This window comes from Pseudonocardia nematodicida, from assembly GCF_040105385.1.
Classification (GTDB): Bacteria; Actinomycetota; Actinomycetes; order Mycobacteriales; family Pseudonocardiaceae; genus Pseudonocardia; species Pseudonocardia nematodicida.
Map to the genome: position 1 here is coordinate 412,716 of NZ_JBEDNQ010000003.1, position 21,937 is coordinate 434,652.

Sequence of the window (21,937 nt, forward strand, 5' to 3'; positions counted from 1 at the left end):
CCGTCGCGGGTAAGCGTCCGACCGGGGGAATCATGTCGTCGTGCAACAGTCGATCCGGGCGTCCGGGACGCTGCCACGATCTCCTCTCATGACCCGACCGGACCCGCTCGCCGCGCTCACCCTTCCCGAGCTGCGCCGCCGCACCAGCATGAAGTGGCGGACCCACGCCGACGACGTCCTGCCGCTCTGGGTGGCCGAGGCGGACGTCCCGCTCGCCCCGGCGATCGTCGACGCCGTCACCGCGGCGGTCCGCGGCGGCGACACCGGCTACCCGTGCGGCACCGGCTACGCCGAGGCGCTGGCCGGGTTCGCCCGCGACCGCTGGGGATGGGACGGGATCGACCCGGCCCGGACCCGGCTGGTCCCGGACGTCATGCAGGGGATCGTCGAGGTGCTGCGCGCCCTCACCCCGCCCGGCGACGCCGTCGTGGTCACCCCGCCCGTCTATCCGCCGTTCCACGAGTTCCTGCGGCACGCCGGGTGGCACGTGTTCGAGGCGCCGCTCACGCCGGACGGCCGCCTCGACCCGGCGTCCCTGGAGCGGGCGTTCACCTACCGCCGGGCCCGGGCCTTCCTGCTCTGCTCACCGCACAACCCGACCGGCACCGTGCACACCGCCGACGAGCTCGCCGGGGTGGCCGCGCTCGCCGGGCGGCACGGCGTCACCGTCGTCGCCGACGAGATCCACGCCCCGCTGGTCGACCCGGGCACGACCTTCACCCCGTGGCTGTCGGTCCCCGGATCGGAGCGCGGGTTCAGCCTGCAGTCGGCCTCCAAGGGGTGGAACCTGGCGGGGCTCAAGGCGGCCGTCGCCGTCGCCGGTCCCGGTGCGGGGGAGGCACTCGGCCGGATCCCGGTCGAGATGCTCGCGGTCGGGGCGAGCCACGTCGCGGTGCAGGCGCACGTGGCGGCGCTGAACGGGGCCCGTGACTGGCTGGACGGGTTCGTCGCCGGCATCGCCCGCAACCGGGCGGCGCTGGCGGAGCTGCTCGCCGCGCGGCTGCCGTCGGTCGGCCACCGGCCCGCCCCGGCGACGTTCCTGGCCTGGCTGGACTGCCGCGAGGCCGGCCTCGGCGACGACCCGGCCGCGGTGTTCCTGGAGCGCGGGCGGGTCGCGCTGAACGACGGCCGGGCCTTCGGGACCGGCGGGGCCGGGCACGTACGGCTCAACCTGGGGACGACCCCGGAGATCCTCGACGAGGCCGTGCGCCGGATGGCCGGCGCGGTGTCCTGACCGGGTCCGGGTCCGGGTCCGGGTCCGGGTCCGGGTGCGAGTGGCGGGCTGCTCGGGCCGTCATGCACGAATCGCCGCGCCCGGGACGTGGGCGCGGCGATTCGTGGGTCGGCTCCGTGCTCAGTCGTCCGGGTCGTCCGACACCAGGTCGGCGGCGGAGGCACCGTTCTGGCTCTTGACCGCGACCTTCGACCGGCGACGCTGCGCCGGGCGCGGCGGGGGCGGCGGGGCCTGCTGCTGCTGGCCGTACTGGCTGCGGCCCAGGATCAGCTCCGCGAAGGTCGCCATCGCCTCGTCCAGCTGGCTGGCGTTGCGCCGCTCGGAGTCCGCATTGGCCTTGGTCACGAGCTCGGTGACCGAGCCGGTGTCCGGACGGTCCTTCAGCGTCGAGTCCAGACCGGACAGCCGGCCGTCGACGTCACCGGAGATCTTGTCCAGGCGGCCATCCACATCGGACGTCAGCTTGTCGAACCGGCCATCCACGTCGGAGGAGAGCTTGTCCAGTCGCCCGTCCACGTCGCCGGAGAGCCTCTCGAACCGGCCGTCGACGTCGCCCGAAAGCTTCTCGAAACCGCCGTCCACGTCGCTGGTCAGCTTGTCGAGACGGCCGTCGACGCTCTCGGTGAGCGCCACGAACCGGCCGTCCACATCGGTCGTGAGCTTGTCGAGACGGCCATCCACATCGGTGGAGAGCTTGTCGAGACGCTCGTCGACGCCGCCGAGGCGCTCCTGCACGTCGGAGGAGAGCTCGCCGATCCGGCCCTGTACGGCGCCGTCCAGCTCGCCGATCCGGTCGGTGATCGAACCGCCCAGGTTGCCGAACCGCTCGGTGACCGAGCCGTCCAGGTCACCCAGCTTCCCGTCCACACCGGACTCGATCGCGTCGAGCCGGGCGGACAGCGCCTCCAGCCGCTCGGTGAGCGCCTCGAACCCGGGCCCCGGGTCGACCGCGGGCCGCTGCGCCAGCTCCTCGAGGCGGCGGTGCAGGCCGACCGAGGTGTCGCCGAGCAGGTTGCGCAGGCCCTCGCCGGTCTCCTCGAAGGAGTGCACGGCGGCGTCGAGCTGCTCGCGGACTCCTCGCTCGACGCCCTCGATCCGCTCCTTGATCGGGGAGGCGACGGCGTTCGGCATCGCGTCGAGACGCATCTCGTGCCGGTCGAGGCGGTTGTCGAGGTCGTCGAGTCGCTTGTGGAGGCCACCGAGGCGGTCGTCCAGCCCGTCCATCCGGCCGGAGACGCCTTCCAGGCGGCCGCCCATGCCGTCGAGCCGGCCGTCGAGCTGGGCGATCGGCTTGGCCAGCTTGTCCGGAAGGGACTCGATGAGGCGGGTGACCGCGCCGAGGATGACCTCCTGGTTGTCCAGTTTGGTCACCGTCTCGTCGAGGCGCTCGGCCAGGACGTTCAGCTCGGTCCGGTCCGGGAGCTCGGTCAGCTTCTTGCGCACGGTGCCGATGGCGTCCAGTGCGGCGAGCCGGGCGTGGATCTCGTCGAGGGAGTCGAAGATCTGCTGCTGTTCGCTGTCGCGGATCTCGGCCGCCCGCATGAGCATGCCGCGCATCCGGTCGAACGAGAGGTTCGAAGTGTCGCTCATGGCACCTGCTGCATTCCTCTGAGCCAAGTGGGGAGTGATCAGAGGGTAGCGACCGCCGGAAGAGGGTCGACGGACGGTGGCGGATTGCGCCGTCCGGGGCATGTCGGGGTGTCACGAACGGGAGCGATCATGCCAGGTATGCGCCCTGCGCGCCGCGCGCCACGCCGAGGACCGACCCGCCGGGTGAACGGGCTCACGGGGTCACGGTGTCGACCGCTCACCTCTGAGTACCGTGCGGGGCGTGGCAGACCCTGTGGCAATCCCGGGCACCGCCCCGATCACCCGTGACACCGTGCGCCGCGCCCCGAAGGTGCTGCTGCACGACCACCTGGACGGCGGCCTGCGGGTCGGCACCGTCGTCGAGCTGGCCCGGGAGTCGGGCTACGACAAGCTGCCGACCACCGACCCGGGGGAGCTCGCCGCCTGGTTCCTCGGCGCCGCGCACTCGGGCTCGCTGGTGCGTTACCTGGAGACCTTCGGCCACACCGTCGCGGTGATGCAGAGCCGGGAGGCGCTCACCCGGGTGGCGGCCGAGGCGGCGGAGGACCTGGCCGCCGACGGTGTCGTCTACGCCGAGGTGCGGTTCGCCCCCGAGCTGCACGTCGAGGGCGGGCTGGACCTCGACGCCGTCGTCGACGCCGTCCTCGACGGGTTCGCGCTCGGGGCCGAGCGGGCGGCGGCGGCCGGGCGCACCATCCGGATCGGCACCCTGCTCACCGCGATGCGGCATGCCGCGCGGTCCCGGGAGATCGCGGAGCTGTCGGTGAAGTTCCGCGACGAGGCCGACGCCGGCGTCCGGTCCGGCGGTGTGGTCGGCTTCGACATCGCCGGCGCGGAGAAGGGGTTTCCGCCCACCCGGCACCTGGACGCGTTCGAGTACGTGCGCCAGCAGAACGCGCACGTCACCATCCACGCCGGTGAGGCGTTCGGGCTCCCGTCGATCTGGGAGGCCATCCAGTGGTGCGGGGCCGACCGGCTCGGGCACGGGGTGCGGATCGTCGACGACATCGACACGACCGGCGAGCGGCCCGCGCTCGGCCGGCTCGCCGCCTACGTGCGGGACATGCGGGTGCCGCTGGAGATGTGCCCGACGTCGAACCTGCACACCGGGGCCGCGCCGTCGCTGGCCGAGCACCCGATCGGGCTGCTCACCGACCTGCGCTTCCGGGTCACCGTCAACACCGACAACCGGCTGATGTCCGGGTGCACGCTGACCAGCGAGCTGACCGACCTCGCCGACACGTTCGGCTACGGCTGGGACACGCTGCAGTGGTTCACCGTCAACGCGATGAAGTCGGCCTTCATCGGGTTCGACGAGCGGCTCGCGCTCATCGACGACGTCATCAAGCCCGGCTACGCGGCGCTGCGCGGCTGACGAACCCGGTCACGCGGCGCTGCGCGGCCGGCGCCGCGACCCGTCGACGGTCGCCGCGACCTCCCGCGGCGGTCGCGGCAGCCGGCCGGGGGTCGCGACCGCCGGTCGGCCGGTGCAACAGGCGGCCGGGCCGGGTCAGTGGCGCGCGGCTCGGTCGGCCGACGGAGCCGTCGTGGACTCCGCGTCCGCGGGGTGTGTCCGCAAGCGGGCCTCGAGGCCGGCGACGAGCTCGGCCCACGCGGCCGCCTCCCGGGTGAAGGGCGGGCTCGGGGCCATCCGGGTGGGGTCGGGCCGCACCACGAACGACACCAGCCAGCCCAGGCTGTTGGACTCGGCCAGCGCATCCGCCGGTCCGGTGTCACCGGACCACTCGCCGACGTCGCTGAGCAGCTCCGCGGCCAGGTCCAGCCGCACCGGGTCCAGCTCGAGGACGCCGTCGGCGAGATCGCGCCCGATCCCGGTCAGCACGTAGGTGTTCATCTCCTCGACGCCGGCGTCGAGATCGCCGTCCCGGGCCGCGTCCAGCACGTCGGCGAAGGTCTCGGCGGTGGCCAGGTCGGTGCCCCGCACGGCGGGGTGCTCCGGGTCGGCGAGCGCCGCGGCGAGCTCGGACGAGGACCCGAAGACGTCGATCAGGCCCTCCGAACCGAGGAAGACCGGCTTGTCGTCGAGGTAGCACCGCAGGGTCACGACGGACCGCTGCCCGGTCTCGATCCGGATCGGGTCGATGCCGACCTCGGCCCAGAACCCGGTCGGGGTCTCGTCCTCGTCGTCGTCCCGCGCGCCCGCCGCGAGGGCGGCGGCCTCGAGGTCGTCGTCGGGATCGTCGGTCGCGCGGGCCCGCTCCGTTTCCCGGGCCGCCTCCCACTCCCGGGCCTCGGCGCGCGCCGTCTCCAGCGCGCCGGCGTCGACGTCCGGGGTGTCCATCAGCTCGTCGACGGTGTCGACGACGGCGTCCCAGTGCCGGGCCACGGCGTCGGAGAGGGCCCGCCAGCGCTTCGCGCCATCGCGCCCCGCGAATGCCGCGGGGCCCTCGCGGAGGAGGGCGAAGGCGGGCTCGCCGTCCAGCACGTCGATGATGTCGCCGAGATCACAGACGTCGGCCAGTGAGCGCACCATCGAGACGGCCTCGTGCAGCTCCTGCACGGTCGGGGAATCGGGGTCCCCGGCGGCCAGCTCGGGCAGCCCCACGAGGTCGTAGCGGTGCTCGTCGTCCGGCGTCAGCTCACCGACCGCCAGACCGGGGACCGCGGACCACGCGGGGTGGTCCTCCAGGTCGTGTCCGGACGCGGTCCGCACGAACGCGGCGAGCTCGGCCACCTCGTCGAAGACGAACACGTGCTCGTCGTCGCCGAGGAAGGCCTCCCACTCCTCGCCGTCCTCGCGCCACGGGGGAGCCCACAGGGTGACCACGTCGCCCCGGGTGAGGGCGAGGCGGATCGGGACGATGTCGCGTGCCACGCGCCCGAGCCTAGCGTCGAGTGGATCGCACGGTCGGGTCGACCATCGATGACGCCGTCGGGTCGACCATCGATGACGCCGTCGGGTCGACCATCGATGACGCCGCCGATCGCAGCGTCGGGTCGACCACCGATGGCACGGCCGGGCCGGCCATCGATCGCACGCACGCTCCGGCGCGCGTCCGTCTCCCGGGCGCGCCGGGGCGCCGGTGCGGCCGGACGTGCGCCGACTCGTCCTCCAGCCGGGCCGTCAGGCCTGGCTGTGCAGTCGCACCACGCCGATCGAGACGTCGTCGAGCCCGCCCCGGTCGAAGTCGCGGCGCAACTGATCCGCCTTGATGGTTGCGGTCATCCCGTCGAACGGGCCGTGGGCGTCCACCTCCCCGGTCTGCGGGTCCACCGCCAGTACGACGTATCCGTCGCACTGCGTGAGCTTTTCCGCCGCAGCGATCAACGTCTGCTCTTCGGAAGTCGTGTTCTCCGGCACCGGATCACCTCCTCGTCGTCTAGTACAGCGTCGGCGGGGGCCTCGGTGTGACACCGTTTCGGCCATACCACCCGTTCGGGTCAGGTGAATCCTGAAATCGGCGACGGCGTGTGCTGATCGTGGCACCGGCAGCGATCGATCATTCGATGAGGGGACACGGGGTGTCGAATCGGGCATCCGTCGTCACCCGCGGTCGCAGGCCGGGATCCGAAGTCACGCAAGGTCTGCGGGGGTGTCCCGGACCTCACCCTGCCGGGCCGGACGGGCTCGCCCGGCAGTTCGATCATCACTCGTCGGTGCGCCGCGATCCCTCACGCTTCGTGAACCATGACACGCGTCCGTGTCGACTTCCGGGCACGTCGTCCCGGTGGCCGCCGGGCGTCGTCCGAGCGCACGGCGGGTGTACGGGGTCCCGGCGCGGGTCCGGGAGGCCGGTGTCACCGTCCCCAGTTCTGGCGAGATCACTGTCGACGGGCTCCGGCGGCCGTACGCTCACCGCTCGTGGACACGATCGTCGTCGACCACCCGCTGGCGCGGGCGCGGCTGAGCACCATGCGGGACGCCCGCAACGACAACGCCACCTTCCGGGCGGCACTGCGTGAGCTGACCCTCATGCTGATCTACGAGGCGACCCGTTCGGCCGAGCTGGCCGAGCAGCCGATCCACACCCCGGTCTCGCGGACCGTCGGCTACCGGCTCGCCACCCCGCCGGTGCTCGTCCCCGTCCTGCGCGCGGGGCTCGGGATGGCCGAGGCGGCGCTGAACCTGATCCCGGAGGCCCGGATGGGCTTCGTCGGGATGGCGCGGGACGAGACCACGCACCAGCCGGTGCCCTACATGGAGTCGCTGCCGGAGTCCCTCGTCGGCCGCCCGGTGTTCGTCCTGGACCCGATGCTGGCCACCGGCGGCTCGATGGTGCACACCGTCGAGCTGCTCACCAAGCGCGGCGCCGACGACGTGACCCTGGTCTCCGCGCTGTGCTCCCCGGAGGGCGTCGAGCGGCTCCGGTCGTCCGGGCTGCCGGTCCGGCTGGTCACCGCGAGCATCGACGAGCGCCTCAACGACTCCGCCTTCATCGTGCCGGGCCTCGGCGACGCCGGGGACCGCCAGTTCGGCTCGGCCTGAGCCGCCGCCCGTGACCCGCCCCGCCGCGCCGCCCGGTACCGGGACCACCGGTACCGGGCCGCCGGATGCCGGTGCGCGGGGGGCCGCCGCGCCGCGCCGCCGTCCGTACCGGTGGCGGCGGATCCTGGCCGGCGGGGTCGCCGCGGTGCTCACGGGCGCCGCGCTCGTACTGCCTGCCGCGGACCGTCCGGAGCCCACCGAGGTGCCCCCGTCCCCGCCCGGCGTGCTGCGGGTGATGCCGCTGGGTGCCTCCTCCACGGTCGGTGTCGGCAGCACCGGCACCGCCGGGTACCGGCTCCCGCTGTGGGAGCGGCTGGCCGCCGACGGCGTGCGGCTCGACTACGTCGGCTCGCGGTCCTCCGGGCCGGACGCCCTGCCCGACACCGACCACGAGGGACGGTCCGGCTGGACCGCGGGGCGGATGCTGCCCTACGTGAGCGGCTGGGTGCTCGCGGCCGAGCCCGACGTCGTGCTGCTGCACGCCGGGACCAACGACCTGATCAAAGGCACCTCGCCCGAGACGACCGCGGACCTGCTGGACCGGGTGCTGGGCCAGGTCTTCGTCGCGGCCCCGGAGGCCCACGTGATCATGGCGGGAGTGTGGGCGCCGCTGCCGAAGAAGCGCGCCGAGCGGGCGCGGCTGGGCGAGCTGCTGCCGGGTGTGGCCGAGAAGCACCGTGCCGCGGGGCACTCGGTGGAGTACGCGGACGTCTCCGGTCTGATCCCGGTCGGCCTCACCGTGGACGGCGTGCACGGGACGCCCGCCGCGTACCGCTCCGTCGCCGCGATGTGGGCGGGCCGGATCGAGGCCTGGCTCGCCCGCACGCCGTCCGTGGGCGGGTCGAGCGCCCGCGAGTAGCCGCCGGTCCCGGTGCGGCCACCTCAGTCCCCGGGCATGATCGTGGCGGCCAGCACGGCGCCGAGCTCCCGGCAGGCGGCGCGGGCGGCCGCGTCCGGGGCGCCGACGACCTCGACCGGCGCGGCGGCCGCGGACCAGCCCATGCCCTCGGCGATCGTCCGTACCGACCGGGTCGCCCCGGAGGTGTCCGATCCGCCGTGCACCCAGAGGCCGTAGGGCAGGCCGCGGGTGTCCTCGCCGCAGACGTAGTAGACCTGGTCCAGGAAGTGCTTGAGCGCCCCGGACATGTAGCCGATGTTGGCCGGTGTCCCCAGCAGCACCGCGTCCGCGGCCAGCAGGTCCGATGCGGTCGCGGCGAGCGCGGCGCGGGTGACGGTCTCCACCCCGGTGATCTCGGGGTCCGCCGCGCCCGCGGTGACCTCGGCCAGCAGCTCGGCCGTCGCCGGGGACGGCGTGTGGTGCACCACCAGCAGCGTGGTCACGCGTCCCCCCGCAGCAGCGCGTCGACCTCGGACCGCAGGGCCGCGAGCCGGTCCGCCGCCCGCTCCCGGGACGCCGGGACGAGCGCCGGGTCGCCGGTGGGGGCCTCGACGACCTCCAGGTAGGCCTTCAGCTTCGGCTCGGTCCCGGACGGCCGCACGACGACCCGGACGCCGTCGCGCCGCAGCCGCAACACGTCCGGCGCCGGGCGGTCGGCCTCCCAGCCCGACGGCGGCCGTGCGCGCAGCCGCGCCACCGCGGCGTCGCGGGGGCCGGGTTCCATCCGCAGCGAGACGCCCTCGGTGAGATGCACACCGACCTCGGCGGCCAGCTCGTCGAGCCGCTCCGGGACCGACGACCCGGCGGCCGCCAGCCCGCGCACGAGGTCGGCGGCGAGCACGGCCGCGGAGACGCCGTCCTTGTCCCGTACCCCGTCCGGGTCGACGCAGAGGCCGATCGCCTCCTCGTAGCCGAAGACCAGCCCGGGGCCGCCGCGCACGATCCACTTGAACCCGGTCAGCGTCTCGGCGGACCGGGCGCCGCGGGCCGCCGCGACCCGGCCCAGCATCGACGACGACACGACGGTCGTCGCCACCAGCGGGTCGTCGTAGGCGCCGGTGCGCAGCAGGTGGTCGGCGAGCAGGACCCCGGCCTCGTCGCCGGAGAGCATCCGCCAGCCGCCGTACGCGGCCCCGCCCGCGGCCGGCACGCCGATCGCGCACCGGTCGGCGTCCGGGTCGAGCGCGATCGCGAGGTCCGCGCCGGAGCCGTGCGCGAGCTCGAGCAGCGCGTCGGTGGCGCCGGGCTCCTCCGGGTTGGGGAACGCGACCGTCGGGAAGTCCGGGTCGGGCCGGGCCTGGGACGCGACGACCCGGACTCCCGGGACCCCGGTGCGGGCCAGCGCCGCGGTCACCAGCGCGCCGCCGACGCCGTGCATCGGGGTCAGCGCCACCCGCGGTGCCGGGCCGGCCGGGGTGCGCGGCAGGGTCGCCACCCGGTCCAGGTAGGCGGCGGTGACCGCGTCCGTGACGTCGGAGGCGGGGACGGCGCCCAGCGGGACCGACACCGCGGGCGGCGCGGCGGTGATCGCGGCCTCGATCCCGGCGTCGGCCGGGGGGACGATCTGGGCGCCGTCGCCCTCCGGACCGTCGGCCGCGTCGCCGCCGAGGTAGACCTTGTAGCCGTTGTCCGCCGGCGGGTTGTGCGAGGCGGTGACGGCGATCCCGGCGACCGCGCCGAGGTGCCGCACGGCGAACGCGACCAGCGGGGTCGGCACCGGCCCGTCGAGCACGACGGGGGTCAGCCCGGCCCCGGCCAGCACCCGGGCCGCGGCGTCGGCGAACGCGGCCGAGCCGTGCCGCGCGTCCCGCCCGACGACGACGGCGCCGGCCGGCTCGCCGGGGCGTGCGGGCTCGCCGAGCCGCGCGGTCAGCCAGGCGGCCAGCCCGGCCGTCGCCCGGGTCACCACCGCGACGTTCATGCCCGACGGCCCGGCCCGCACCGGTCCGCGCAGCCCGGCGGTGCCGAACCGCAGCGGTCCGGACATCCGGTCGGCCAGCTCGGTGACCGCGCCGTCCGTCGCGGGGCCGCCGGCCATCCCCGTCGCGACCAGGCGCTGCAGCTCGGCGCGGGTGTCCGGGTCGGGATCGTCGGCGATCCAGCGCAGCGCGGCGTCGCGCAGCTCGGGGCGCAGCGCCATCAGACCCGGGCGACGAGGTCGCGCAGCAGCTCGCCCATCCGGGTCGCCGCGGCCTGTCCGGCGTCGAGCACCTCCTGGTGGTTCAGCGGCTGGCCGGACAGGCCGGCGGCCAGGTTGGTCACCAGCGAGAGCCCGCAGACCTCCAGCCCGGCGGCGCGGGCGGCGATCGTCTCCATCACCGTCGACATGCCGACCAGGTCCGCGCCGAGGGTGCGCAGCATCCGGATCTCGGCGGGCGTCTCGAAGTGCGGGCCCGGCAGGCCGGCGTAGACGCCCTCGGTCAGCGACGGGTCGAGCTCGCGGGCCGCGGCGCGCAGCCGCGGGGAGTAGGCCTCGGTCAGGTCGACGAAGTCCGCGCCGACCAGCGGGGAGCGGGCCAGCAGGTTCAGGTGGTCGGCGATCAGCACCGGCTGCCCGACGGACAGGCCCTCGGTGATCCCGCCCGCCGCGTTGGTGAGCACGATCGCACCGACCCCGGCCGCGGCGGCCGTGCGCACCCCGTGCACGACGGGGTCGACGCCGTGTCCCTCGTAGAGGTGCGTGCGGCCGAGCAGCACCAGCACCCGGCGGTCGCCGACGCTCAGCGAGCGGGCCGTGCCGCCGTGCCCGACCGCCGACGGCGCGACGAAGCCGGGCAGCTCGGCCATGGGGAGCTCGGTGTCCGGGGTGCCGAGGACGTCGGCGGCGGGGCGCCAGCCGGAGCCGAGCACCACGGCGACGTCGTGGGTGTCGGCGCCGGTGCGGCGGGCCAGCTCGGCGGCGGCCTCCTGGGCGAGCTTCGCGGGGGCGGACATGCCGATCAGCCTAGTGCGCGGCGGTCGGCGGCCCGTCAGCCCGCGGTGCCCCGGAACCCGGCGACGACGGCGTCGAACAGCCGGGTCGTGGCGCCCTCGGCCTGCCCGGTCGGCGAGGTCAGCTGCAGGACCCACACCCCGTCGGGTCCCCGGCCGGGGACGATCTGCATCAGCGTGCTGCGTTCCTGGGTGCCGCTCCTGGTGGTGAGGGCGAGCCGGCTCGACCCGTCCGGCATCGTCTCGACCGGGTCGGCGTCGACGGCGTCGACACCGAGCGCCTCCGGGGTGAGTGCGTCGGTGACGGCGGCGACCGACGGCGCGGGGCGTACCGAGATCTCCTGCCGGCCGTCCGGGCTGACGAACCGCACGACGGTCGTCTCCGCGTCGTCCGGGGCACCGGCCGAGGAACGCTGGGACGCCCAGTCCTGCGGGACCGCGACCGAGAAGCCGAGCGGATCGGAGTGCGCCACGCGCGGGGTCCGCTCGGTGGCCACGGTGATCGTGCTGAGCGCCTCCTGCCCGGACAGGGTCCGGACGCCGACGAACCCCGCCAGTGCGCCCAGCAGCACCAGCAGCGCGCCGCCGAGGACGAGCGGGATCCCGCCGAGCACCCGGGCGGAACCACCCGCCCGCGCCCGCTCGTCGCGGGACGGGGCGGCGCCGGAGCGGCCGGGACGGGCCGGCGACGGCCTCGGAGCGGGCCGCTGCGGCCCGGAACGGTGCGTTCCGGGGCCGGGGAGGGCCGTGCCGGTCCCGGCGCTCGTGGGCGCCGTTCCGGCGCGGGTGTAGGTACCTGTCCCGGGTGAGACCGGCGGGGCCGGCGGTGCGGGCTGCGCGGCGGGGGCCGGCGCGCCGGAGCGGGCGGCGGGCATCCGCGCCATCACGGTCGGGACGTCCGGGGAGCCGGGGAAGATCGGGTCGTCCGGGTCGGCGAGCAGTGGCCGCAGCCGGGTCCGGACCTCGTCCAGCGGCATCCGGCCGGCCGGTTCCTTGACCATCAGGCCGGCGATCACCTCGCCGACCGGGCCGGTGACCGTCGGGACCGGGACCGGGCCGTCGACCACCTCGGTGATCGTCTTCACCGGGTCGCCGTCGACGTCGTAGGGCGGCCGGCCCTCGACGGCGGCGTACAGCGTGGCGCCCAGTCCCCACAGGTCCGCGGCCGGCGTCACCGGCTGGCCGGCCGCGACCTCGGGGGCGATGTAGGCGGGCGAGCCCAGCACCAGCCCCGCCGAGGTCATCGGCGCGTCGGACTCGTTGCGGGCGATGCCGAAGTCGGTGAGCTTGATCCGGCCGTCGTCGGAGATGAGGACGTTGCCCGGCTTGACGTCCCGGTGGGTGATGCCGGCCCGGTGCGCCGCGCGCAGCGCGGCCGCCGTCCCGAAGCCGACGACGCCGGCCTGCGCGGCGTCCAGCCGGCCCAGCTCGGAGATCGCCACGGCCAGGTTCTTCGACGGCACCAGCTCCATGACGACCAGCGGCTCGTCGCCACCGTGGTCGAGGACGTCGAAGACGGTCACCACGTTCGGGTGCGAGAGCCCGGCCAGCGCGCGCGCCTCACGCATGATCCGTTCACGGAGCTCCTGCTCCTCGCCCGGCGGGATGCCGTGCGGGAACTTCAGCTCCTTGAGCGCGACCCGGCGCTGCAGGACGTCGTCGAAACCGGACCACACGGTGCCCATCGCGCCGCTGCCGAGCGGACCGTCGACGCGGTAACGCCCGGCGATCTGACGGCGCTGGACCTCGCCCTCGGGAACGGACACGCCGGTGATTGTCCCATCGCCCCCCGACAGCCTTGCCTCAGCCACCGACTGTCACGGGGCGTTCCCGCTGCTCACGATGCGTCACACTCGCCGCGCCGGACGGCACGCCGGGCGGGACGGGCGCACGATGGTCACAGCGCGGCGACGACGGGGACACGACGCGGGGGGCACGCGCCGGTGAACGGCCGTCCGCGCCGCTCGTCGCGGGTCCGCCCGCCCGTTCACCAGATGCGGTGAACCCGCTGGCAGCACGCCGCCGACCCCTCGTCGCGCGGAGGCGTGAACTGAAGATTTCGACTGGAACACCGCCGGACGGGTGAGCACCATGAAGTACCGGTCGGGCACGACAGGTCGCATGCGACACCGCATCGCCGACGCCGCGTGACCCGGACGTCCGGAGGACGAGGAGGACCAGGTGACTGCGTTGCAGGTCCGTACCGAGCTTCCCGAGATCGCCGATCTGCCGGTCGACGACCTCGGAGCCGGCACGGGTCCGGCCTGGCTGGACTCGTGGATGCGGGCGCACAAGGGCGAGATCGTCGGCTGGCGTCGCGCGATCCACGCACAGCCGGAACTGGCCCGTCGTGAGCACCTGACGACGGCGCGGGTGTCCGAGACGCTGCTGCGGGCCGGTCTCGAGCCGCGCACGCTCGCCGGTGGCACCGGCGTCGTCTGCGACGTCGGGCACGGCGAACCGCTGGTCGCGCTGCGCGCCGACATGGACGCGCTGCCGCTCCAGGAGCAGACCGGTCTGGGGTTCGCCTCCGCCGTCCCCGGCGTCATGCACGCCTGCGGGCACGACGCGCACACCGCGATGCTGCTCGGCGCCGCGCTGGCGCTGCACTCCGCGCCGTCGCTGCCGGGTCGCGTCCGGCTGGTGTTCCAGCCGGCCGAGGAGGTGCAGCCCGGGGGCGCGCTCGACGTCGTCGAGCAGGGCGTCATGGAGGACGTGTCGCGGATCTTCGCGCTGCACTGCGACCCGCGCCTGGAGGTCGGCAGGCTCGGCACCCGGGTCGGGCCGATCACCTCGGCCTGCGACCTGATCGAGGTGCGGCTGACCTCGCCGGGCGGGCACACGTCGCGCCCGCACCTCACTGCCGACCTCGTCGAGGCGCTCGGCCTGCTGGTCACCCAGGTCCCGCTGCTGCTGACCCGGCACGTGGACCCGCGGTCGGGCACCGTCCTGACCTGGGGCGCGGTGCACGCCGGCGACGCCGCCAATGCGATCCCGCAGTCCGGCCTGCTGCGCGGCACGCTGCGCACCGCCGACCACACCACCTGGACCGAGCTCGAGGACACCCTGCGTGCGCTGGTCGCCTCGGTGCTGGCCCCGACCGGCGTCGGGTACGTGCTCGACCACGTCCGCGGCGTCCCGCCGGTGGTCAACGACGCCGTCTCCACCGGCCTGCTCCGCGAGGCCGCGACGACCGTCGGCGGCGAGACCGCCGACGCGGACACCGAGCAGTCCTCGGGCGGCGAGGACTTCGCCTGGTACCTGGAGCACGCGCGGGGCGCGATGGCCCGGCTCGGCGTCTGGCCGGGCAGCGGGCCGAAGCGGGACATCCACCAGCCGACCTTCGACCTGGACGAGCGGGCACTGCCCTTCGGCTCCCGGATCCTGGTCCAGGCCGCCCTCGGCGCGCTGACCCAGGAATCCTGACCCCCGGACGTCGCTCGCCGGCCTCGGTCCCCCGCAGACCGGAGGGGGAGGGCGGCGGTCAACCGCCGGGGGAGGACTTCTTGCTCGGGCGGCTGCGCAGCTCGTTGACGTAGTCGTCGGGGGCGCCGGCGGTCTCCGCGGCGTCGGCGATCACGCCGAGGTAGCGGGCCGAGGGCTCGCCGCCCTCGTAGGCGTTGAGCACGTAGACGAAGGCGAGCACGCTGCCGTCCAGGGTGGCGACCCGCAGACGCAGCTTCTTGTGCATCCCGAGCTCACCGCCCTCCCAGCGGTCCAGCTGCTTCTCGTCGTGCTCAGGGACGTCGTAGAGCACCATGAAGACCTGCGAGCCCGGCTCCTCCACCACGGTGGAGAGCGCGCCCTCCCAGGTGTAGTCCTCGCCGCCGAACGTCAGCCGCCAGCCCTGGAGCCACCCGGTCCCGGCCATCGGCGAGTGCGGGGCGCGCTCCTTCATCTGCTCGGGGTCCATGTTCGACCCGTAGGCGGCGTACAGCGGCACGCGAGCAGGGTAATGGCCGCCCCGTCCGGCGCTCGACCCGCCCGCCCAGAAGAATCGGACACGCGTACTGTGAACGCCGTCGAGCCGGTGGGCGAGGCCGCCCACCCGGCCACCACCACCGACTTCTCAGGGGGACCACCCGTGACCCGCATCGTCATCATGGGCGGCGGACCGGCCGGGTACGAGGCCGCGCTCGTCGCGGCCCAGCACGGCAGCGAGGTGACCGTCGTCGAGCGGGACGGGATGGGCGGCGCCTGCGTCGTCTACGACTGCGTTCCCTCGAAGACCTTCATCTCCTCCGCCGCCGTCCGGGTCGACCTGCACCGGGCCGAGGACCTCGGCGTACTCGTGGACCGCGGCAACTCCGCGGTCGACCTGCCCGCGGTGAACGAGCGGGTGAAGTCGCTGGCCCTGGCACAGTCCGCGGACGTCCGGGCACGGCTGGAGGACGAGGGCGTCCGGATCATCGCCGGGACCGCCCAGTTCAGCGGGCCCGGTGCGGCCCGCGCGGCGCACGAGGTCGCCGTCACCCACACCGACGGGACGGTCGAGGAGCTCGTCGCCGACATCGTGCTGATCGCGACCGGCGCGACGCCGCGGGTGCTCGACACGGCACGTCCGGACGGCGACCGGGTCCTGGACTGGCGCCGGCTCTACGACCTCGACGAGCTGCCCGAGCACCTGGTCGTCGTCGGCTCCGGGGTGACCGGTGCCGAGTTCTGCTCGGCCTACGTCGAGCTGGGTTGCCGGGTCACCCTGGTCTCCAGCCGGGACCGGGTGCTGCCGCACGAGGACGCCGACGCCGCCGCCGTGCTGGAGGAGGTCTTCGCCGACCGCGGCGTCGAGATCCTCGCCAACGCCCGCGCCGACAGGGTCGAGAACACCGGCGACGGCGTGCGGGTCACCCTCGCCGACGGCCGCACCGTCGAGGGCTCGCACGCGCTGATGACCGTCGGGTCGGTGCCGAACACCGCCGACCTCGGCCTCGACAAGGTCGGCATCGAGACCGACCGCGGCGGGTTCATCCCGGTCGACAAGGTCTCCCGCACCTCCGAGCCGGGCGTCTACGCGGCCGGCGACTGCACCGGCGTGCTGATGCTCGCCTCGGTGGCCGCGATGCAGGGCCGGATCGCGATGTGGCACGCGCTCGGTGAGGGTGTGTCCCCGATCCGGCTGCGCACCGTGGCGGCCAACGTGTTCACCCGCCCGGAGATCGCGACCGTCGGCATCAGCCAGAACGCGATCGACTCCGGCGAGGTGCCGGCCCGCACCGTCATGCTGCCGCTGTCGACGAACCCGCGGGCGAAGATGCGCGGGCTGCGCCGCGGCTTCGTCAAGCTGTTCTGCCGGCCGGCCTCCGGTGCGGTGATCGGCGGCGTCGTCGTGGCGCCGGTCGCGAGCGAGCTGATCCTGCCGATCGCGCTGGCCGTGCAGAACGGGCTCACCGTGGACGACCTGGCCCACACGTTCTCCGTCTACCCGTCGCTGTCCGGCTCGATCACCGAAGCCGGGCGCCAGCTGATGCAGCACTCCGACCTCGACTGAGCCACCCCGCGTACGACGACGCCCCCGGCGGTGCCGGGGGCGTCGACGTCGTACGGCCTAGCTCGCGACCGGGAGGGCGACGGTGTCGTCCGTCCGGCACCCGCCGAGCGGGCACGGCGGCGGGGCCCAGCCCGGGTTCGCCGGGACCAGCCCCGCGAACGGCCACCGGCCCGCGAAGCGCTGCAGGTACCAGTAGACGAACAGGTAGTGGTCGGGCTCCGCGGGGTCGGCCACGAGCAGCGGCCGCCCGCCGAGCCCGTCCACCCAGGCGAGGTAGTCGTGCGCCACCCGCCCGGGCGGGCGTGTCGCCCGGCGGGTGCGGAGCCAGTCCTCGGCCCGGCCGCGCCAGGCGTCCAGCGCGGTCGGGTGCACGGTCGCTCCGGGGAGCTCCCGCAGGTTGGCCGTGAAGGTGCTGATCAGGACCCCGCCGGCGCCGTACGCCGCCGAGGTCAGGGTGAGCAGGGAGTGCGGTCCCGGGATCGGGCCGTCGGTGTGCAGGTGCGTCGTCACGTGTCGTGACGACGTGCTGGTGAGCTGGGGCATGACGGATCCCTGTGCGTCGGTGGAGCGATGACGAGTGGATCCGCGGCGCGGTACTCCGCGTGGCGGGGTCCGGGCCCCGTGGATCGGTCACACGGGTCGGGCTGTGCAGTTGTTCCGGTGCTGCCGCGGGCGCCTGTCCGGCGTGCGCGGCAGCACCGACGCTAGGACCGGCGGTGATCACCGGTCAACGAAGGTACCCAGAGTTGGGGATCAGGTCGGTCCTCGGTGCAGATGCGCGGCTCCGCAGGCTGCGCGCTCGGTGCAGATGCGCGGCTCCGCAGGCTGCGCGCTCGGTGCAGATGCGCGGCTCCGCAGGCTGCGCGCTCGGTGCAGATGCGCGGCTCCGCAGGCTGCGCGCTCAGTCCTTGATCTCGCACAGCACCGTGCCCTGGGACACCGACGCGCCCTGCTCGGCGTTCAGCCCGGTCACGGTGCCGTCCTTGGACGCGGTGACCGGGTTCTCCATCTTCATCGCCTCCAGCACGACGATCAGGTCACCGGCCGAGACCGTGTCGCCGTCGGACACCGCGACCTTGATGATCGTGCCCTGCATCGGCGCGGTGACGGCGTCGCCGGAGACCTTGGCCCCGCCACCGGACCCGGTCCGCTTGCGCGGAGCGGCCTTGCGCCCGGCCGCCGCGCCGCCGCCCCCGCCCAGGGCGAGGTCGCCGGGCAGCGAGACCTCCAGGCGTCGCCCGCCGACCTCGACGACGACGGTCTGCCGCTCGCCGGCCTCGTCGTCGGCCCCCGCGCCACCGGAGAACGGCGGCACGGTGTTGTCCCACTCGGTCTCGATCCACCGGGTGTGCACGGCGAAGTCGTCGCCGGTCGCGGCGGTGAACGCCGGGTCGGCGACGACGAGCCGGTGGAACTCCAGCACCGTCGCCATGCCCTCGACCCGGAACTCCGCCAGTGCACGCCGGGAGCGCTCGAGGGCCTGCTGCCGGTCCTTGCCGGTGACGATCAGCTTCGCCAGCAGCGAGTCGAACTGCCCGCCGATCACCGAGCCGTCCTCGACGCCGGCGTCGGTCCGCACGCCCGGCCCGGCCGGGTACCAGATCCGCTCGACGGTGCCCGGGGCCGGGAGGAAGTTGCGGCCGGCGTCCTCGCCGTTGATCCGGAACTCGATCGCGTGCCCGCGCGGCTCCGGGTCGTCGTCGTAGCCCAGCTCCTGGCCCTCGGCGATCCGGAACATCTCCCGCACCAGGTCGATGCCGGTGGTCTCCTCGGACACCGGGTGCTCGACCTGCAGCCGGGTGTTCACCTCCAGGAAGGTGATCATCCCGTCCTCGCCGATCAGGAACTCGACGGTGCCGGCGCCGTAGTAGCCGGCCTCCGTGCAGATCGCCTTCGAGGCGTCGTACAGGGTCGTGCGCTGCTCGTCGGTCAGGAACGGCGCGGGGGCCTCCTCGACGAGCTTCTGGAAGCGGCGCTGCAGCGAGCAGTCCCGCGTCCCGACGACGACGACGTTGCCGTGCTGGTCGGCCAGCACCTGCGTCTCCACGTGCCGGGGCCGGTCCAGGTAGCGCTCGACGAAGCACTCGCCGCGACCGAACGCCGCGGTCGCCTCACGGACCGCGGACTCGTAGAGCTCGGCGACCTCGGAGCGCTCGCGGGCGACCTTCATCCCGCGGCCGCCACCGCCGAACGCGGCCTTGATCGCGACGGGCAGGCCGTGCTCGTCGGCGAAGGCGAGGACCTCGTCGGCATTCGAGACCGGGTCCTTGGTGCCGGGCACCAGCGGGGCACCGGCCTTCAGGGCGATGTGCCGGGCGGTGACCTTGTCCCCGAGGTCGCGGATCGCCTGCGGGGACGGCCCGATCCAGGTGATGCCGGCGTCGATCACGGCCTGGGCGAAGTCGGCGTTCTCGGACAGGAACCCGTACCCGGGGTGGATCGCGTCGGCACCGGCTCGCTGTGCCGCGCCGATGACCTTCTCGATGTCCAGGTAGGACTCCGCGGCGGTGGACCCGCCGAGTGCGAAGGCCTCGTCGGCGAGCCGGACGAACATCGCGTCCCGGTCCGGCTCGGCGTAGACGGCGACGCTGGCCAGACCCGCGTCCTTGGCGGCGCGGATCACCCGGACGGCGATCTCCCCCCGGTTGGCGACGAGCACTTTCCGCAGTGCGGGCACGGTCGAAACTCCTCCGGTTCGGGGGCGCCGGCCCGATGCTCCGGCGCAGGTGGGTTACCCGGGAGTCTAGGAGTAGGCGCCGCACTGGTTACCGGTGAGGAATGTGGCGATCGCAACGTTCGGGCCGTCCCCGCAGCTCCACACCCCCCATGCGGTGGAGCTGCGGGAACGACCGCCCTGCCCCCCGGGGCAGTCTGTGTCGCGGCCCGCGACGGTCAGCAGCCGCCGTCGCCGCCGCCTCCGCCATCGCCGCCGCCGCTGAAGCTCCAGGAACCCCCGCCGCCGTCGCCGCCCCCGTCGGCGGAGGACCGGCCGGGACCACCGGCCGGAGTGAGGGTCCTGCCGGCGGCGAGGTCCGCGGCGAAGGCCGGCTCGGCCGCGAACATCGCGCCGACGCCGAACGCCCCGACGCTCATCGCCGCCGCAGCGGGCCGGCATCCGGCCCAGTCCCGGCGCATCGTGGGAGCGAGGTCGGCGTGCCGCGCCCGCACGGCGCGCAGCGCCTCGTCCCCGGTCCGTGTGCGCCGCGGTGCGGGCAGGGCGAACACGACGGTCACGCCCACGGTGGCCAGGGTGACCAGCCCGAGCCCGAGCCCGACCGGCCGGGCCTGGGCCGTCTCCGCGGCGATCCGGGCCACGCCGAGAACCGCGACCAGGCCCGGTAGCGCGGCGGTCGACCGGTACCGGCTGACGTCGGCCGACCCGAGGACCAGACCCGCCCGCTCGAGCCGCCGGGAGATCAATAGCAGCTCGTGGCGGACGGCGACGTGTGTGCGCAGCATCCGGCCCGGGGTCAGCCGGCGCGCCGAGCGGTGGATCGCGCGCTGCAGCGCGGTCGCCGACCGGGTGGGGTGGGCGCCGGACCGGACCTGGCCGGTGGTGCGGTTCGAGGTGACGACCGACCCGTCGACGTGCATCGCGGAGAGCGCGGCGTAGACCGCGAGGTCCGGCCCGCCGTGGAGGTGGGCGACGTCCTCGGGCCGGCTGTCGAGGGCGCGCTCGTCGGCGGGGAGGCCGCGGGCGATCCGGCTGCGGCGCCGGTGCGCGACCCCGATCGCGAGCACCGCGAGGAGCAGGTACCCGAGGAGGAACACCGACCCCGTGATTCCCCAGGTCTGTGCGGTCGTGACCGTGCCCATGCCCACCCCCTGCGGCTCGTCGAGGGCACTTCGTCGTTCGAAGCAGTGTGCGCCCGTTCACCCGGGAGGGGGCCCGTTCTTGACCGAGACTTGAGGTTGGCGACGGGGAGTCGGTGAACCGTCACGGCATGTGGCGGAGGGGTGTCAGGCGGTGGCCGCCCGGACCTGGTTCTTGATCCGGGCGAGCATCGCCGCGATGCCGCGCAGCCGCAGCGGGCTGACCGCCTCGGCCAGACCGAGATCGGTGTAGAAGTCGTCCGGGACGTCCAGCACCACCGACGCCGGCTGCCCGTCGAGCCCGGTGTACATGATCGACGCGAAGCCGCGGGTGGTCGGCGCCTCCGGCGGCGCGGAGAAGAACAGGTGCACCGGACGGGCATCGGGCCCGTCCTCGGGGCCGCCGCCGACCTCGACGGCGAGGAACAGCGGCGACTGGCACTCGTGCACCTGCTCCATCGAGTCCGCGGCGTCGGCGTACCGGTCGGGCAGGTCCGGCAGCTCCCGGCTCAGCTCCAGCAGCATCTGCAGCCGGTCCTTCGGGCCGACGGCGGCGAAGTCGTCGACCAGCTCGGCGAGATCGGACGGCAGCGTCCCGGGGTCGGTGCTGCTCACGCGGACCCGCGCTCCTCGCCCTGCACGATCGGCACGCGCACGGCGTTGCCCCACTCGGTCCAGCTGCCGTCGTAGTTGCGGACCGTGCCGAAGCCCAGCAGGTAGGTGAGGACGAACCAGGTGTGGCTGGACCGCTCGCCGATCCGGCAGTAGGCGACGACGTCGTCGGAGGGCTTCAGTCCCTGCTCGTCCTCGTAGATCGCGGACAGCTCGGCGCGGGTCCTGAACGAGCCGTCCTCGGCGGCCGCCCGGGCCCACGGCACGCTCGCCGCGCCGGGGATGTGCCCACCGCGGACGGCGCCCTCCTGCGGGTAGTCCGGCATGTGCAGCTTCTCGCCGGTGTACTCCTGCGGCGAGCGGACGTCGACCAGAGGCTTGCCCAGGTGCGCGAGCACGTCGTCCTTGAACGCGCGGATCTTCGCGTCGTCCCGCTCGACGACCGGGTAGCCGGCGCGCTCCGGCGACGGGGTGTCGGTGACGACCTCGCGGCCCTCGGCGATCCACTTGGCACGGCCGCCGTCGAGCAGCCGGACGTCGGCGTGGCCGAACAGCGAGAACACCCAGAGCGCGTAGGCGGCCCACCAGTTGTTCCTGTCGCCGTAGACGACGATCGTGGTGTCCCGGGAGATCCCGCGCTCGGACATGATCTCGGCGAAGCGCGCGCCGTCGACGTAGTCCCGGGTCACCGGGTCGTTCAGCTCGGTGTGCCAGTCGACCTTCACCGCGCCGGGGATGTGCCCGGTGTCGTAGAGCAGCACGTCCTCGTCGGACTCGACGACCACGAGGCCGGGGTCCTTGAGGTGGTCGGCCAGCCACGACGTGGTGACCAGGCGCTCCGGGTGCGCGTACTCGGCGAGCTTCGGGTCGGAGTCGTTCGCGACAGCCATGCGCGCGAGGGTAGTCGCGGGCGCCGGGTGCCGC

Annotated in this window: 19 protein-coding genes; 6 read left to right on the forward strand and 13 right to left on the reverse strand. The window is 74.5% G+C overall.

The genetic code is table 11. The features are described from left to right. The first annotated feature begins 88 nt into the window (after nt 1–88). Nucleotides 89–1,234 carry a MalY/PatB family protein gene (locus WIS52_RS09340; RefSeq protein WP_349297731.1) on the forward strand — a complete coding sequence of 382 codons (1,146 nt, stop codon included), beginning with the start codon at nt 89–91 and terminating at the stop codon, nt 1,232–1,234. 120 nt (nt 1,235–1,354) lie between these two features. Here the strand turns inward: WIS52_RS09340 and WIS52_RS09345 are convergent, their stop codons facing one another. Then, nucleotides 1,355–2,824, reverse strand: a complete 1,470-nt coding sequence (locus WIS52_RS09345; protein WP_349297732.1) for a hypothetical protein — start codon at nt 2,822–2,824, stop codon at nt 1,355–1,357. Between the two features lie 241 nt (nt 2,825–3,065). Here WIS52_RS09345 and WIS52_RS09350 point away from each other — a divergent pair, with 241 nt between their 5' ends. Further along, entirely contained in the window at nt 3,066–4,199 is a 1,134-nt protein-coding gene (locus WIS52_RS09350) for an adenosine deaminase (protein ID WP_349297733.1), read from the forward strand. A 135-nt stretch (nt 4,200–4,334) separates the two neighbouring features. Here WIS52_RS09350 and WIS52_RS09355 read toward each other — a convergent pair whose 3' ends face one another. Together WIS52_RS09355 and WIS52_RS09360 are read right to left on the reverse strand one after the other, a co-directional pair. Continuing rightward, on the reverse strand, nt 4,335–5,660 hold the full coding sequence (locus tag WIS52_RS09355; RefSeq protein WP_349297734.1) for a primosomal protein: 1,326 nt from the start codon (nt 5,658–5,660) through the stop codon (nt 4,335–4,337). A gap of 249 nt (nt 5,661–5,909) precedes the next feature. Beyond that, complete coding sequence (locus WIS52_RS09360; RefSeq protein WP_060710621.1) at nt 5,910–6,146, reverse strand: hypothetical protein; 237 nt, start codon at nt 6,144–6,146, stop codon at nt 5,910–5,912. Between the two features lie 501 nt (nt 6,147–6,647). Between WIS52_RS09360 and upp the strand changes: the two genes are divergently transcribed. Both upp and WIS52_RS09370 read left to right on the forward strand, forming a co-directional pair. Then, a complete protein-coding gene (gene upp / locus WIS52_RS09365) occupies nt 6,648–7,271 on the forward strand; it encodes a uracil phosphoribosyltransferase (protein WP_349297735.1) in 624 nt (207 codons plus the stop codon). 10 nt (nt 7,272–7,281) lie between these two features. Further along, nucleotides 7,282–8,130: a GDSL-type esterase/lipase family protein gene (locus tag WIS52_RS09370; protein WP_349297736.1), complete on the forward strand. Its 849-nt coding sequence runs from the start codon at nt 7,282–7,284 to the stop codon at nt 8,128–8,130. A 23-nt stretch (nt 8,131–8,153) separates the two neighbouring features. Here the strand turns inward: WIS52_RS09370 and WIS52_RS09375 are convergent, their stop codons facing one another. From WIS52_RS09375 to WIS52_RS09390, 4 genes are read right to left on the reverse strand one after another with little or no spacing between them, the layout of a single operon-like run. Continuing rightward, complete coding sequence (locus tag WIS52_RS09375; RefSeq protein WP_349297737.1) at nt 8,154–8,612, reverse strand: flavodoxin family protein; 459 nt, start codon at nt 8,610–8,612, stop codon at nt 8,154–8,156. Then, nucleotides 8,609–10,309, reverse strand: a complete 1,701-nt coding sequence (locus tag WIS52_RS09380) for a phospho-sugar mutase (RefSeq protein ID WP_349297738.1) — start codon at nt 10,307–10,309, stop codon at nt 8,609–8,611. Before WIS52_RS09380 ends, WIS52_RS09375 begins: the two co-directional genes overlap by 4 nt. After that, complete coding sequence (locus tag WIS52_RS09385) at nt 10,309–11,103, reverse strand: purine-nucleoside phosphorylase (protein WP_349297739.1); 795 nt, start codon at nt 11,101–11,103, stop codon at nt 10,309–10,311. Before WIS52_RS09385 ends, WIS52_RS09380 begins: the two co-directional genes overlap by 1 nt. Before the next feature lie 35 nt (nt 11,104–11,138). Beyond that, a complete protein-coding gene (locus tag WIS52_RS09390; protein WP_349297740.1) occupies nt 11,139–12,866 on the reverse strand; it encodes a serine/threonine-protein kinase in 1,728 nt (575 codons plus the stop codon). A 415-nt stretch (nt 12,867–13,281) separates the two neighbouring features. Between WIS52_RS09390 and WIS52_RS09395 the strand changes: the two genes are divergently transcribed. Continuing rightward, nucleotides 13,282–14,526, forward strand: coding sequence for an amidohydrolase (locus tag WIS52_RS09395; RefSeq protein WP_349297741.1), 1,245 nt, complete (start codon nt 13,282–13,284; stop codon nt 14,524–14,526). A gap of 58 nt (nt 14,527–14,584) precedes the next feature. Here WIS52_RS09395 and WIS52_RS09400 read toward each other — a convergent pair whose 3' ends face one another. After that, the gene (locus tag WIS52_RS09400) at nt 14,585–15,043 is read right to left on the reverse strand and encodes a gamma-glutamylcyclotransferase (RefSeq protein WP_349297742.1); all 459 of its coding nucleotides are present in this window, start codon (nt 15,041–15,043) and stop codon (nt 14,585–14,587) included. Between the two features lie 141 nt (nt 15,044–15,184). Between WIS52_RS09400 and WIS52_RS09405 the strand changes: the two genes are divergently transcribed. Then, entirely contained in the window at nt 15,185–16,588 is a 1,404-nt protein-coding gene (locus WIS52_RS09405) for an NAD(P)H-quinone dehydrogenase (protein ID WP_349297743.1), read from the forward strand. Between the two features lie 57 nt (nt 16,589–16,645). Here the strand turns inward: WIS52_RS09405 and WIS52_RS09410 are convergent, their stop codons facing one another. The 5 genes from WIS52_RS09410 to WIS52_RS09430 all read right to left on the reverse strand — a co-directional run bounded on the left by WIS52_RS09410 (nt 16,646) and on the right by WIS52_RS09430 (nt 21,903). Then, on the reverse strand, nt 16,646–17,131 hold the full coding sequence (locus WIS52_RS09410) for a hypothetical protein (protein ID WP_349297744.1): 486 nt from the start codon (nt 17,129–17,131) through the stop codon (nt 16,646–16,648). Between the two features lie 358 nt (nt 17,132–17,489). Next, nucleotides 17,490–19,265, reverse strand: coding sequence for an acetyl/propionyl/methylcrotonyl-CoA carboxylase subunit alpha (locus tag WIS52_RS09415; RefSeq protein ID WP_349297745.1), 1,776 nt, complete (start codon nt 19,263–19,265; stop codon nt 17,490–17,492). 215 nt (nt 19,266–19,480) lie between these two features. Then, nucleotides 19,481–20,404 (reverse strand): TIGR04222 domain-containing membrane protein, encoded by a 924-nt coding sequence (locus tag WIS52_RS09420; protein WP_349297746.1) that lies wholly within the window; start codon nt 20,402–20,404, stop codon nt 19,481–19,483. 144 nt (nt 20,405–20,548) lie between these two features. Further along, the gene (locus WIS52_RS09425) at nt 20,549–21,016 is read right to left on the reverse strand and encodes a SufE family protein (protein WP_349297747.1); all 468 of its coding nucleotides are present in this window, start codon (nt 21,014–21,016) and stop codon (nt 20,549–20,551) included. Then, nucleotides 21,013–21,903: a sulfurtransferase gene (locus WIS52_RS09430; protein ID WP_349297748.1), complete on the reverse strand. Its 891-nt coding sequence runs from the start codon at nt 21,901–21,903 to the stop codon at nt 21,013–21,015. The genes WIS52_RS09425 and WIS52_RS09430 overlap by 4 nt, the downstream gene beginning before the upstream one ends. Nucleotides 21,904–21,937 lie beyond the last annotated feature (34 nt).

Bases quoted from the DNA above. Each gene is read 5' to 3' on its own strand.
- WIS52_RS09345 (WP_349297732.1), bottom strand. From the start codon at position 2,824: ATGAGCGACACTTCGAACCTCTCGTTCGACCGGATGCGCGGCATGCTC.
- WIS52_RS09385 (WP_349297739.1), bottom strand. From the start codon at position 11,103: ATGTCCGCCCCCGCGAAGCTCGCCCAGGAGGCCGCCGCCGAGCTGGCC.
- WIS52_RS09380 (WP_349297738.1), bottom strand. From the start codon at position 10,309: ATGGCGCTGCGCCCCGAGCTGCGCGACGCCGCGCTGCGCTGGATCGCC.
- WIS52_RS09340 (WP_349297731.1), top strand. From the start codon at position 89: ATGACCCGACCGGACCCGCTCGCCGCGCTCACCCTTCCCGAGCTGCGC.
- WIS52_RS09410 (WP_349297744.1), bottom strand. From the start codon at position 17,131: ATGCCCCAGCTCACCAGCACGTCGTCACGACACGTGACGACGCACCTG.
- WIS52_RS09420 (WP_349297746.1), bottom strand. From the start codon at position 20,404: ATGGGCACGGTCACGACCGCACAGACCTGGGGAATCACGGGGTCGGTG.
- WIS52_RS09430 (WP_349297748.1), bottom strand. From the start codon at position 21,903: ATGGCTGTCGCGAACGACTCCGACCCGAAGCTCGCCGAGTACGCGCAC.